Genomic DNA, 13,432 nt, shown 5'->3' on the forward strand with positions numbered 1-13,432 from the left:
GGGCTAATTACGCTTTTGTTGCAGAAGATGCTTTTTTAGCAAGAACCCGGGGAATCCGGCGCATGACTGACGGCACGCGCAACAACAGCAATAACGCACCTATAGATGCATACACCGCCCACTCCTTCAGATCGGCCCGGACAATCCAGAGCATATGCAGCAATCCAAGCCCGAGAATGAAATACACCAACCGATGCAGCTTTTTCCAGCGTGCGCCCAGTCGGCGCTGACTGTAACGATTGGACGTGACCGCCAACAGCAATAGAAAGACGAAGCCCAGACTACCGACAAAGATATATGGCCGCTTGCGCAGCTCTACGCCCAACTGCGACCAATCCAAACCGAGAATGAATACGCCATAGGCACACAAGTGCAACACGACATAGGCGAAACACCACAACCCTAACTGCCTGCGCACCGCTATCCAACCCGCCCACCCAGTAAGACGCTGCAACGGCGTCATACTTAAAGTGATCAACAGCAACACCAAAGTACCCAAGCCCAGACGATCAACCAAAACCTTGCCGGGGTCTGGCCCCAACACCGAAGCCCAGGCCTCATACAGCCAATACAGGGGCCAGACAGCCGCAGCAATAAAGACGACGACACGCCAGAACGAATAACGCATCAGTAATTCTTCCGAAGGTCCATACCGCTATATAGAGAAGCAACCTCGTCCGAGTAGCCATTGAACATCTGCGTTTCTCTTACGTTAGGACTGAACAGCCCACTCGGCAGACGACGCTCCCGCGCCTGAGTCCACCGAGGATGATCAACAGTCGGGTTCACATTTGCGTAAAAACCATATTCGTTGGCCGCAATGCTCTGCCATGTGGTCTTCGGCTGCTCACTGACCAGGCTGATACGCACAATCGACTTCACACTCTTGAAGCCATACTTCCAAGGCACCACCAGTCGCAGAGGCGCACCATTCTGGTTAGGCAGCTCACGCCCATACATCCCTACCGCAAGAATCGCCAATGGATTCATCGCCTCATCAAGACGCAAGCCTTCGACATAAGGCCAGTCGATCAAGGCAAAACCTGAACGCTGACCCGGCATGCTCTTAGGGTCCTGCAGTGTTTCAAAACGAATGAACTTGGCTTTACTGGTTGGCTCCACCTGCTTGAGCAACGCTGAGATTGGAAAGCCTATCCAGGGAATCACCATCGACCAGGCTTCTACACAGCGAAGTCGATAAATACGCTCCTCCAGGGAGTAGGGCTTCATGAAATCTTCGAGGGTATAGCGTCCAGGCTTGGCGACCTCACCATCAACCACCACACTCCATGGTTCGGTCTTGAGCGCCCCCGCGTTGGCCGCCGGATCCCCCTTGTCCGTACCGAACTCATAGAAGTTGTTGTAGTGGGTCGCATCCTTGAAAGGCGTGATCGCCTCTCCCTTGACTGTTACGGCTTGCCACTGGGTGTTGGTCAGCTTGTCAGAAAACCACGCAGGCGCACGGCCAGGCTCTACGTCGGCGTAACGCGCCATATCCTGCGCAACTGCCCAACGTGGCAAACCGGCAAAGGCCATACCTGCTACCGCACCACCCAGCAAGCTGCGTCGAGAGAGATAAAGAGATTCAGGCGTGACATCCGACTCATTGCAGTCGGACGCTTTGGGGAATTTGAACAACATGGCAACTCCGCAGTATTGGAGGACAGATGTACCAATAGACTGCGGAGTATGGAGGAAATTACATCACTCGGCGCTTTTGCGACGACGCAGGTGCAACAGGTACTGGATAGGGCCCGAAGCTGCATAAGCCAGGAACACCAGCAGCAAAATACGTGGCGGATCGCTGAACACCACGGCAAACACCAGCACTACTGCCAGAATCGCTACAAAAGGTACCCGCCCTTTCAGATCCAGGTCCTTGAAGCTGTTGTACTTGATATTGCTGACCATCAACATGCCTGCCGCCGCCACCATCAGCGCCACCAGAAACGACATCTTCGAACCCTGGATACCGTAGTCACTGAAAGCCCAGACAATACCCGCCACCACACCTGCCGCCGCAGGGCTGGCCAGGCCAATGAAATAACGCTTATCAGCAGTTCCCACCTGAGTGTTGAAACGTGCCAGGCGCAGTGCAGCACCCGCCACATAAATAAAGGCGACCATCCAGCCGACCTTACCCATATCGCCAAGAGCCCAACCGAAGGCAAGCAATGCTGGCGCTACGCCAAATGCAACCATATCCGACAGTGAATCGTACTCGGCGCCGAAAGCACTTTGGGTATTGGTCATGCGGGCAACCCGCCCATCCAAACCGTCAAGGACCATAGCGACAAAGATCGCAATAGCGGCAAAGGCAAAGTACTTGCTCGCCCCCGCCGTGTCCCCGGCACTCAGCGCACTCTGGGCACTCATGGAGCTGATAATGGAATAGAACCCCGCGAACAGGTTCGCAGTGGTGAACAGATTCGGCAGAAGATAGATACCACGATGCCGGACTTTACGGCCTTCAGCGTCATGCCCTTCTTCGACATGCTCATCGATCGGTAGCAGGCTTTCGGCGTCAGAGGCCTGGTTTGGCTCTTCGGGACGTTCGCTCATGGACAAATACCTTGCAACGGTGTGAAAAGTTTCGACAGATACCCAAGGGCCGTGATTCGGCCACAAAGGATCCAGCTTTATACCAGAACCTACCCGTCCAAACGAAAAAACGCGGCCTAGGCCGCGTTTTCTCTGACAAGACTCGAACTTAGTTCTTGGCTTTGTCGACGATTTTGTTGGCACCGATCCACGGCATCATCGAACGAAGTTGCTCACCGATGATTTCGATACCGTGAGCAGCGTTGTTACGACGCTTGGCGGTCATCGATGGGTAGCCAGTAGCGCCCTCGCTGATGAACATCTTCGCGTATTCGCCGTCCTGGATGCGCTTCAGAGCGTTGCGCATGGCCTGACGGGATTCGGCGTTGATAACTTCTGGACCAGTCACGTACTCGCCGTACTCGGCGTTGTTGGAGATCGAGTAGTTCATGTTGGCGATACCGCCTTCGTACATGAGGTCAACGATCAGTTTCAGTTCGTGCAGGCACTCGAAATAGGCCATTTCCGGCGCGTAGCCAGCTTCAACCAGAGTTTCGAAACCGGCCTTGACCAGTTCAACGGTACCGCCGCACAGAACAGCCTGCTCGCCGAACAGGTCGGTTTCAGTCTCGTCCTTGAAGGTGGTTTCGATGATGCCGGTACGACCACCGCCCACGCCAGCTGCATAAGACAAGGCTACGTTCTTGGCATTGCCGGAAGCGTCCTGATAGATAGCGATCAGGTCAGGAATACCGCCGCCCTTGACGAACTCGGAACGCACGGTGTGGCCTGGAGCCTTCGGCGCGATCATGATCACGTCGAGGTCAGCACGTGGAACAACCTGGTTGTAGTGGATCGCGAAGCCGTGGGAGAAGGCCAGGGTGGCGCCCTTCTTGATGTTCGGCTCGATTTCGTTCTTGTACAGCTGGGACTGGAACTCGTCCGGGGTCAGGATCATGACCAGGTCGGCGCCGGCAACGGCTGCAGCAACGTCGGTCACTTTCAGGCCATGAGCCTCAGCCTTGGCAACAGTGGCCGAGCCTTTGCGCAGGCCTACAGTCACGTCAACACCGGAGTCTTTCAGGTTGCAAGCTTGAGCGTGGCCCTGGGAACCGTAACCGATAATGGCAACTTTCTTGCCCTGGATGATCGACAGGTCGCAGTCTTTATCGTAGAAAACTTTCATGAATTTCCCCTATATCAGGCCGTTCCGGCCATTCGCTAATTTGAGTTAGATGCTCAGTACTTTGTCGCCACGGGCAATCCCGGTGACACCACTGCGTACGGTTTCCAGAATCGACGCGGTGCCGATCGATTGAATGAAACTGTCGAGCTTGTCGCTGGTACCGGTCAATTGAACGGTATACACGCTGGCGCTGACATCAACGATCTGCCCACGGTAAATATCGGTAGTGCGCTTGACCTCGGCACGCTGTGCACCAGTGGCCTTGATCTTGACCAACATCAGTTCGCGCTCGATGTGAGCACTTTCCGACAGGTCCACCAGCTTCACCACCTCGATCAACTTGTTCAGGTTCTTGGTGATCTGCTCGATGATCTCATCATGACCAACCGTGGTGAGGGTCAGACGCGACAGGGTCGGGTCTTCGGTCGGCGCCACGGTCAAGCTTTCAATGTTGTAGTTACGCTGAGAGAACAGACCGACTACGCGAGACAAAGCGCCCGGTTCGTTTTCCAGAAGCAAGGAAATGATGTGCCGCATGATTAAGTACGCTCCGTCTTGCTCAGCCACATATCGCGCATAGAGCCGTCTTTGATCTGCATCGGATAGACGTGCTCGCTGGTGTCGACCTGGATATCGAGGAATACCAGGCGATCCTTCATGGCGAACGCTTCTTCCATCTTCGGCTTCAGATCCTTCAGATCAGTGATACGCATGCCCACGTGCCCATAGGCCTCAACCAGCTTGACGAAGTCAGGCAGCGACTCCATGTAGGAGTGCGAGTGACGGCTGCCGTAGCTCATGTCCTGCCATTGGCGCACCATGCCCAGCACACCGTTGTTCAGGTTAACGATCTTGACCGGCAGACCGTACTGCAGGCAGGTGGACAGCTCCTGGATATTCATCTGGATACTGCCCTCGCCGGTGACGCAGGCGACATCATTATCCGGAAAGCTCAACTTGACGCCCATGGCTGCCGGGAAACCGAAGCCCATGGTGCCCAGGCCGCCGGAGTTGATCCAGCGATTGGGCTTGTTGAACTTGTAATACTGCGCCGCGAACATCTGGTGCTGGCCCACGTCGGAGGTGACAAAGGCATCGCCCTTGGTCACTTCGCACAGGGTTTCGATCACCGTTTGCGGCTTGATGATGCTGCCGTCGCCCTTGTCGTAAGGGAACAGGCCGCGATCACCACGCCACTCGTCGATCTGCTTCCACCAGCTGGCAACCGTGTCCTTGTTCGGGGTCTCGCCGATTTCCTTGAGCGCCGCGACCATTTCGGTCAGGACACTTTCCACAGGCCCCACGATAGGCACGTCAGCCTTGATGGTCTTGGAAATGGAAGCAGGGTCGATGTCCACATGAATGATCTTGGCGTTCGGGCAGAACTTCGGTGCACCGTTGATAACCCGGTCATCGAAGCGCGCGCCTACCGCAAGAATCACGTCAGCGTGGTGCATGGTCAGGTTTGCCGTGTAGCTGCCGTGCATGCCGAGCATGCCGACGAACTGTCGGTCAGTACCCGGATAGGCGCCCAAGCCCATCAAGGTATTGGTCACTGGCAGATTGAGCATCTTGGCCAGTTCGGTGAGCGGTGCGGAGCCGCCACCAAGGATCACGCCGCCGCCTGCATAAAGCACAGGTCGCTTGGCCGCCAGGAGCATCTCTGCCGCCTTGCGGATTTGCCCGGAATGACCACGGACAGCTGGGCTGTAGGAGCGCAGCTTGGCTTTCTTGGGGAAAACGTATTCGAACTTTTCAGCCGGGTTGGTCATGTCCTTGGGGATATCGACCACTACCGGACCGGGACGACCGGACTGCGCCAGGTAGAAGGCTTTCTTCATGACTTCCGGGATTTCCGAAGCATGCTTGATCATGAAGCTGTGCTTCACGATCGGCCGGGAGATACCGATCATGTCGGTTTCCTGGAACGCATCGGTACCGACCATGGTGCTAGGCACCTGACCGGAAATGATCACCATTGGAATCGAGTCCATATAGGCGGTGGCAATACCGGTAATGGCATTGGTCGCGCCCGGGCCGGAAGTCACCAGTACCACACCGGCTTTACCGGTGGCACGGGCATAGCCGTCAGCCATATGGGTTGCTGCTTGTTCGTGACGAACCAGGATGTGAGTCACTTCCGGCTCTTTGAACAGGGCATCGTAAACATGAAGGAGAGCACCACCTGGGTACCCGTAGATATATTTGACGCCTTCGTCACGCAAAAAGCGGACGAGCATCTCACCGCCAGATAAAAGCTCCACGTTGTTCACCTCTAAAACGCCAGAATACCGCCCTCAAAAGGGAGCGGGTCTTAATAGGTTTACTTCTCAGCAGAGCATGAGCGACGGTGGTCGCCGACTACGTCAGCACTGACTGAGCAAGTATTGGGAGCGCCCCAAAGTGTTGCGGGGTTTTCCCACCCAGCGCGAGGTAACGCGTTGCGGGTGTAGCACTTCGGCGCGGATGTGCGCCTCATGATCTGCTGAGTGGGTCTGCTTCTGGCAGTCCCTCTACAGCGGACTTTGGATTCTTCTGTTTCGTCCCCTTCAAGTCAAGTCGTCTATGTAGTTAATTCGAACTAAGCGCATGAGAACGCAAGAAAAAACCTAAAAACAACCAGTGTCTGCACTTCGATTGCGCAATATTCGACAAGCAACTCAGAAATGCGCACCTTGACTTTGGTCATCGGCCTATAGACAGGGACTGGTCAAGACTGCCGGCAGAACGGCAAGAAGAGCGCTAGGAAGAGCTGAGGAGGACGGTGCCTGGCATCCGAAGGCGACTGCCAGGCATACCTGGCAGTCTCGGATTCAGCGGGTGGCCGCGATGAGTTGATCGAACTCTTTGAGCAACATTCGCAACTGCAGATCGCGCCCCTGCATCGGCCGGGTGGAGAACACCATTTCGGCCATTTCCTGGATACCGGAGGCATTGGGCAGCGGCAGATCCTGCTCCAGGATCATCTTCATGCGCGGCAGGAAGATCCACTGCAGCCACTGCTCGAAATCCAGCGTATCCACGGCAAAAGGCTGAGTACTGGCCAGAGCCTCGGCACTGGGTGCTATCTCGTCCCACAGCCCCTGCACGCGCAACTCACGCTCGATCAGCAGCAACTGCTCGGCGATCTTGGGAAAACGCACATCCATCACAGCGAGACTCGGGCTTTCTGCCGTGCCTGGGCGGCACCAGCTGCATCACCCTGTTTCTCCCGTGCCTGGGCGATCAACTCCCACAAACTCGCCTGAAGATCGGGACGACCATTGGCAAAACTCAGACCGCGACGAGCAAACTGTTCGGCTTGCGGCGCATCACCCTGGGCCATGCGCACCTGAGCCAGGCGGTACAGCACCTGCGGCTCACGTGGAGCAACACGCTGCGCCCGCTCGAGGCTGGAAGAAGCACCGTTCAGGTCACCACTGGACTGCTGCTGTTGCGCAGTGGTTAGCAACGCTAGCACCGGACCGTCCAGTTGCTCATCAGCAGACAGGCCACCGGCACGTGCCGAAGGGATGCCACTGGGCGTGGAAGGCATGTTGTAGCTGCCCTGGTTAATCGGCGCCGGCTGATAGCCGGAGCCGTCCACCGGACCCGGGGTAATAGGCCCGGAGGTAATAGGCCCCGGAGTAATCGGCGAGCTGCTGATCGGCGCCGAAGCCGTTGCGCCACCACCCGGAACCATCACCACCACCCCGGAGTCCTCCGGAATCGCCTGTGCTTGAGCTTGCGCCGGACGCTTGATCGTCGTCTGTCGAAAGCCTCCGGAGGCAGAAATCCGCTCACTGTTGGACACGGCCGTGCCGGAGTCCACGACGGGAATGGAGCCGCGCTGCACACTGGCGCAACCGTTAAGCAACGCCAGAGCTGTAATAGCTGGAACCCACCACTTGTTCACGTCAAACCCTCATCGCTTAGTTCATCCAGCCCTTGACCCAATCCATCACATCGCTACCTGCCGGGGGTTCACCACCGCAGGAGGCGCCGGGAGGCGGTTCGCTGCCGCGAATATACGGCATCTGTACAGCCCCCGGACAGTTGGCATCGGAGCCCTGTCCGGTACGCGAATCGACCCAGGCTTGAACCACGTTGTCCGGCTGCGGCATATCCAGCGGCAGCGGATCGGCCTTGCGCATGAAACTGGTCCACACCTGCAAGGCACCCGTGGCGCCGGTAAACGGCGTCTTGCCATTATCGTCACGACCCAGCCAGACCACCGCCAGCAGGTCCTGGCTGAAGCCCGCGAACCAGCTGTCACGGGAGTCGTTACTGGTACCGGTCTTGCCCGCAAGCGCCAGGGTCTTGGGCAATACGTTGTAAACCGAGCTACCCGTGCCTTCGCGCATCACACGCTGCATCGCACTCTGGATCAGGTAGATAGACCCCGCATCGAATCGCTGCTGAATCTGGAACGGATAACGCTTGAGCGGTTCGCCTTCGGCCGTCAACACGCTGCGAATCCCACGCATTGGCGTATTGAAACCGCCATTGGCCAGGGTCTGGTACATGGTCGCCACTTCGATCGGGCTCATGCCACCGGCTCCCAGCAGCATCGAGGGGAACGCTGGGAACTCCCGGGTAACGCCCAGGCGCCCAAGGGTTTTCAGGACGTTGGGTACGCCCACTTCCAAGCCAAGCCGTGCGGTGGACAAGTTGTAGGAATGGGCCAGGCCCTGGTACAGGAAAACGGTGCCATGGGAACGACGGTCGTAGTTCTGCGGCTTCCACACCTGGCCGTCAGCGCCCTTCACCGAGAAAGCCTCATCGGAAAGCCAACTGGTCAGGGTGTACTGGCTGGGCTTTTCCAGAGCCGTCAGGTAGACCGCAGGCTTGATCAGCGAGCCGATTGGACGCACTGCGTCCAATGCCCGATTGAAACCGGCGAAGCTGGCTTGACGACTGCCGATCATGGCCTGGACTTCACCGGTTTCCGGATTGGTCACCACCATGGCCGCTTCAACGTCTTCCGAGCCCTTGCGTCCAGCCAGGCGTTTGAAGGTATCGTTGACCGAAGCCTCAGCCTTCATCTGCAGGATGGGATCGAAACTGGTGAAGATTCGCAGCCCTTCTTCAGTCAAGTCTTCGTCGCGATAATCTTCTCGCAACTGGCGCTTAACCAGGTCGAGGAAGCCTGGGAACGAGCTGTCCGCCAGGCTGCCGCGCTTGGTCACGCCCAATGGCATTTTTTTCGCAGCTTCAACCTGCTCGGCAGTGGCCACACCCTGTTGCTCAAGCAGGTCGAGCACCAGGTTGCGCCGTTCCAGAGCACGCTCCGGATAACGCCGCGGATTGTAATAGGAAGGACCTTTGACCATCCCCACCAGCAGCGCTACCTGATGCAATTTGAGTTCGGATAGCGGCTGGCTGAAGAAGAACTGGCTGGCCAAACCGAAACCGTGCACCGCTCGCTGACCATCCTGGCCGACAAAAACCTCGTTGAGATAGGCCTCGAGAATCTCGCGCTTGTCGTAATGCAGCTCCAGCAGCAGCGCCATCATGGCTTCATTGAGCTTTCGCGACAGGCTGCGTTCATTGGTCAGGAAGAAGTTCTTCACCAACTGCTGGGTCAGGGTGCTGCCACCCTGGCGCATCTGGCCCGACGAAGTGTTGACCCAGATCGCCCGGGCAATCGACTTCGGTGACACCCCGAAGTGCGAATAGAAGTCACGGTCTTCCACCGCCACCAGGGTTTCCAGCAGGTAGGGGGGAACCTGATCGATCTTGATCAGGATCCGGTCCTCCAGGTTTTTCGGGTACAGGCCTCCGATCAGCAGCGGCTCCAGCCGCACGACCGCAAGCTTGGCGCCCTTACTGCCGGACAGCTCCGCCACATAGTCACCGGAGAAACGCACGCGAACCGGCTGCGCTTGCTCCAATCCTTCATAGAACTGGAAGCCACGGGTATTCAGATCGACAGTGTTGCCGCTGACCGCAGCAGCACCGGGACCGTTGGCGACACTTTCGCGACGATAGCCCAGGGCATCGAGCTCCGTCAGGAAGTCCTCCTTGCTGAGCTTTTGTCCGACGAACAGCTCCAGCGGACGGGCATAGACCTTGGCCGGGATAGTCCAGCGCTTGCCGGAGAATTTTTCCTGGACCACAGCATCGAGGTAAACCGCAAAGCCAGCGAGCACTACCAAGCCGACCAAACTGAGCTTGAGCGCCCAGCCCAGCCAGGGGCGCAGGCCACCAGAGGGAGTTTTTTTAGCGGAACGAGAGGATCGGGTACGAGTCATGGCGGCGGATTATACGCACTTTATTCATCCTCAACATGCGCCACCCGAGGTTTGCGTTACCCCTCCCAACGGCCATAATGACGCCCTCGATTTTCCCGACTCTAAAGGATCACCCGTGAGCCAGTCACTGATCGCCGCCCTGCAAAACCCCGCTTTGTATCCTCATCCCGTAGAAGGGTTTCAGGTCATCGAAACCCACATCTCCTGGGTACTGCTCACCGGTCCCTTTGCTTATAAAGTGAAGAAGCCGGTGAATTTCGGGTTCCTCGATTTCACCAGCCTGGATGCCCGGGAGCATTTCTGCGGTGAAGAGCTGCGCCTGAACCAGCGCCTGACCCAGGACCTGTACCTGGAAGTCCTGCCGATCACCGGTAGCGCCGAAGCTCCAGAGCTGGGCGGCAACGGCCCGGTCATCGAATACGCGCTGAAAATGCGCCAGTTCCCTCAGAGCCAATTGCTCAGCACCTTGCAAACCAATAGCGAACTGACCACCGCGCACATCGACGAGCTAGCCAAGCAGATCGCCGAGTTCCACCTCAGCGCCCCCAAGGTCCCGGCCGCCCACGAAGCCGGTACACCGGAAAGCGTAATGGCGCCAGTACGCCAGAACTTCGAGCAGATACGCCCCTTCCTCAGCGATAAGGCCGACCTGCAGCAGCTCGAAGCCCTGGAGGCCTGGGCCGAGGCTAGTTTCGAACGCCTCAAGCCACTGCTGGCCCAACGCAAGAGCGAAGGCTTTATCCGTGAGTGCCACGGTGATATCCACCTGGGTAACGCCACTCTTATCGACGGTAAGGTGGTGATTTTCGACTGCATCGAATTCAACGAACCCTTCCGTTTCACTGACGTCTATGCCGACACCGGCTTCCTCGCCATGGACCTGGAAGATCGCGGCCTGAAAAGCCTGGCGCGGCGTTTCATCAGCCAGTACCTGGAACTGACCGGTGACTATCAGGGCCTGGAACTGCTGAACTTCTACAAAGCCTACCGTGCTCTGGTACGCGCCAAAGTCAGCCTGTTCAGCATGCCGGCCGATGCCACTCCGGTGCAGCGCGCCACCACCCTGCGCCAATACCGCAACTACGCCAACCTCGCGGAAAGCTACAGCACCATTCCATCACGCTTCCTGGCGATCACCTCGGGCGTCTCGGCCGTTGGCAAAAGCCGCGTAGCCATGCGTCTGGTGGAGGCACTGGGCGCCGTTCGCCTGCGCTCCGATGTGGAACGCAAGCGTCTGTTCGGCGAGCAACAAGTGCCGAACGACCCTCACGCCGGTATCTACAGCAGCGAAGCCAGCAGCGCCACCTACACCCGCCTGCATGAAATTGCCGAAACTATTCTGCGCGCTGGTTTCCCAGTCGTGATCGACGCTACCTACCTCAAGCGCGCGCAGCGGGATGCCGCAGCCAAGGTGGCCGAAGCCACCGGCACCCCTTGCCTGATCATCGACTGCAACGCACCCGAGGCAGTGGTCGCCAGCTGGTTGGCTCAACGTCAAGCCGATCAGAACGATCCTTCCGATGCCACTCTGGAAGTGATCGCCACCCAGCAAGCCACGCGTGAGGCCCTGACCGACGAAGAGCTGCTACGCAGCAAGCGCATCGAAACCAACGAAAGCGGTAGCCTGGATGCCCTGGTTGCCAACATTCGTCAGCGCCTCCCAGGCCTGTAAGCAGTAATTTCAGCCGTGAAGTGCAAAGACTTCACGGCTGAAAAATAGTGGCACTATACTGGCGTCATAAATCCAACACTGGTGACGTCGCCATGAGCCAACCGAAACTTCTGGATACTCCGCTTTACGCCCTGCTGCATAGAGACGACATCGTCGGTTTCAACCGCGAACGTCCAAAGGATCAACCCATCGACATGCGTGGCGGTGACTTCCGCGGCCTCGACCTGCGACAGTTGAACGCTCAGGGCATCGACTTCACTGACGCCTACTTCCGTTCCGCCGATCTGCGTGGCCTGGACCTGCGCAATGCCACCATGGAAGGCGCCAGCCTGGCCCATGCGCAAATCTCTGGCGCCTACTTCCCGGTAGAACTGACTGCCGACGAAATCCTCATGTCGGTCAACTTCGGTACCCGCCTGCGGTACAACACCCGCTGAAAACCCCTGCACTGCTCTGTCCGGCGCCCAACTGCGCGCCGGACCCGAGACATCCCCATTGCTCCCTTACCCTGCAAGGCCCGAGCGCCCTCGCTGCCTCGCCCTGATGCCCCCCTCCTTAGAAGCATTTGCGCCAAACCCGACCAAAGAACAGCGCGTTTTCTACTGAGCGCTACACTCCTTTGAGGCTGCCCACTCACCATTCGGCCATCGCCAGGAGGCTTAATGAATGATGAACTGCAACATTTGAAGAACCTTGGCAAGACCTCCGCACAATGGCTGCATGCAGTGGGCATCCATAGTGCTTCGGACTTGCGCCGCCTGGGCGCGGTAGACGCCTATCGGGCGGTGCGCACCCGCGGTTTTCGCGCCTCTAAAGTCCTGCTATACGCCATTGAAGGAGCCTTGATGGACATGCACTGGAACGACCTTCCTGCTGAACGCAAAGAGGCGTTGAACAAACAGCTGGACGCCATTTCCTCTCGCCACAAAAACTGACTGGCAGAACCTTATGTATCTGATGGGGGAGCAACCGGCCTACGCCGATGCCTTGATCAATCGTCTGCAAAGTATCCCGACGCAACTACTGGCGGGACTTTCACCCAGCGGTTCAGCCCTGGAATTTGAAGCTGTAGCGGACCTGTCCAGCGCACTGCCCGGTCACCAACTGTTCCTCCTCGACAGCGGCGTGATCCAGGCCAGCGTTGACGAACGACCACTTTTTTACCTGCATGAAGGGGATCTGGTGGGGTTGCGTCGAGGTATCGAGCAGCCACAGTGGCACTTGAGCAGCGACACACCACTGATATTGACCCCCTATTTGCGGACCGACGTGTTCCGGCATATCTACGCCGACGAACAGCGCTCGGAACTGTTGCTGCAATACCTGATTGGCCAGACCGCCCTACTCTCTGACGCAGTAGCTCGCTTGAAACCTCCGGAATTACGCAGCAACAACGGCTTCAAACGGGTAGCTTCCGGCGAGGTTCTGATTGCTCAGGGGGATGAGGCGGATCATGTGTTCGTGATTCTCGAAGGGCACGCCCAAGCCTTTGTCGATGGCCACAAAGTTGGCGATGTACCCAAGGATGAGATTTTTGGCGCGATGGCGGTCTTCACCGGAGAGAAACGCAGCGCCAGTGTGATCGCCAGCGAGCCGAGCACGATCATGCTGATTCCCAAGGAGCAGTTCCTCAGCCTGACCCAGAGCAATCCACGCATCGCCCACAGCCTGATCGAGAGCATGGCACGGCGCATCGACCTGCTGAACAAGGAAGTGACCCGTCTCATGGCCTTGAGCAGCCCGAGCCAAGATTGAACCAGCAGAGGATCCAAACAAGCGTTTAGCGAAATATGCGAAAAC

The 13,432-nt window shown here is 57.7% G+C and carries 13 protein-coding genes; 4 read left to right on the top strand and 9 right to left on the bottom strand.

Annotation, left to right across the window (positions count from 1 at the left end):
* Window positions 1-7: 7 nt before the first annotated feature.
* The 9 genes from msrQ to mrcB form a co-directional block, all read right to left on the bottom strand.
* The gene (gene msrQ / locus ACMGF8_RS00005; RefSeq protein ID WP_213665036.1) at window positions 8-628 is read right to left on the bottom strand and encodes a protein-methionine-sulfoxide reductase heme-binding subunit MsrQ; all 621 of its coding nucleotides are present in this window, start codon (window positions 626-628) and stop codon (window positions 8-10) included.
* Window positions 628-1,641, bottom strand: coding sequence for a protein-methionine-sulfoxide reductase catalytic subunit MsrP (gene msrP, locus ACMGF8_RS00010; protein WP_416758306.1), 1,014 nt, complete (start codon window positions 1,639-1,641; stop codon window positions 628-630). Before msrP ends, msrQ begins: the two co-directional genes overlap by 1 nt.
* Before the next feature lie 63 nt (window positions 1,642-1,704).
* A complete protein-coding gene (gene pssA, locus ACMGF8_RS00015) occupies window positions 1,705-2,562 on the bottom strand; it encodes a CDP-diacylglycerol--serine O-phosphatidyltransferase (protein WP_102865505.1) in 858 nt (285 codons plus the stop codon).
* A 148-nt stretch (window positions 2,563-2,710) separates the two neighbouring features.
* Window positions 2,711-3,727: a ketol-acid reductoisomerase gene (gene ilvC, locus ACMGF8_RS00020; RefSeq protein WP_007959661.1), complete on the bottom strand. Its 1,017-nt coding sequence runs from the start codon at window positions 3,725-3,727 to the stop codon at window positions 2,711-2,713.
* Between the two features lie 45 nt (window positions 3,728-3,772).
* Complete coding sequence (gene ilvN / locus ACMGF8_RS00025) at window positions 3,773-4,264, bottom strand: acetolactate synthase small subunit (RefSeq protein ID WP_016964842.1); 492 nt, start codon at window positions 4,262-4,264, stop codon at window positions 3,773-3,775.
* A 2-nt stretch (window positions 4,265-4,266) separates the two neighbouring features.
* Entirely contained in the window at window positions 4,267-5,991 is a 1,725-nt protein-coding gene (locus ACMGF8_RS00030) for an acetolactate synthase 3 large subunit (RefSeq protein ID WP_042940970.1), read from the bottom strand.
* A gap of 549 nt (window positions 5,992-6,540) precedes the next feature.
* Window positions 6,541-6,876, bottom strand: a complete 336-nt coding sequence (locus ACMGF8_RS00035; RefSeq protein WP_102865504.1) for a YqcC family protein — start codon at window positions 6,874-6,876, stop codon at window positions 6,541-6,543.
* On the bottom strand, window positions 6,876-7,622 hold the full coding sequence (locus ACMGF8_RS00040; RefSeq protein WP_102865503.1) for a tetratricopeptide repeat protein: 747 nt from the start codon (window positions 7,620-7,622) through the stop codon (window positions 6,876-6,878). The genes ACMGF8_RS00035 and ACMGF8_RS00040 overlap by 1 nt, the downstream gene beginning before the upstream one ends.
* Before the next feature lie 16 nt (window positions 7,623-7,638).
* Window positions 7,639-9,960 carry a penicillin-binding protein 1B gene (mrcB, locus tag ACMGF8_RS00045; RefSeq protein WP_416758310.1) on the bottom strand — a complete coding sequence of 774 codons (2,322 nt, stop codon included), beginning with the start codon at window positions 9,958-9,960 and terminating at the stop codon, window positions 7,639-7,641.
* Window positions 9,961-10,075: 115 nt separating this feature from the next.
* Between mrcB and ACMGF8_RS00050 the strand changes: the two genes are divergently transcribed.
* The 4 genes from ACMGF8_RS00050 to ACMGF8_RS00065 all read left to right on the top strand — a co-directional run bounded on the left by ACMGF8_RS00050 (window position 10,076) and on the right by ACMGF8_RS00065 (window position 13,387).
* Window positions 10,076-11,632 (top strand): AAA family ATPase, encoded by a 1,557-nt coding sequence (locus ACMGF8_RS00050; protein ID WP_102865501.1) that lies wholly within the window; start codon window positions 10,076-10,078, stop codon window positions 11,630-11,632.
* Window positions 11,633-11,724: 92 nt separating this feature from the next.
* Window positions 11,725-12,069: a pentapeptide repeat-containing protein gene (locus ACMGF8_RS00055; protein WP_102865500.1), complete on the top strand. Its 345-nt coding sequence runs from the start codon at window positions 11,725-11,727 to the stop codon at window positions 12,067-12,069.
* Window positions 12,070-12,294: 225 nt separating this feature from the next.
* Complete coding sequence (locus ACMGF8_RS00060; protein ID WP_011063495.1) at window positions 12,295-12,567, top strand: TfoX/Sxy family protein; 273 nt, start codon at window positions 12,295-12,297, stop codon at window positions 12,565-12,567.
* A gap of 13 nt (window positions 12,568-12,580) precedes the next feature.
* Window positions 12,581-13,387: a Crp/Fnr family transcriptional regulator gene (locus ACMGF8_RS00065; protein WP_102865499.1), complete on the top strand. Its 807-nt coding sequence runs from the start codon at window positions 12,581-12,583 to the stop codon at window positions 13,385-13,387.
* Window positions 13,388-13,432: the final 45 nt, after the last annotated feature.

The organism is Pseudomonas sp. BNK-7 (assembly GCF_048072025.1).
In the GTDB taxonomy this organism is placed as follows: domain Bacteria; phylum Pseudomonadota; class Gammaproteobacteria; order Pseudomonadales; family Pseudomonadaceae; genus Aquipseudomonas; species Aquipseudomonas danubii.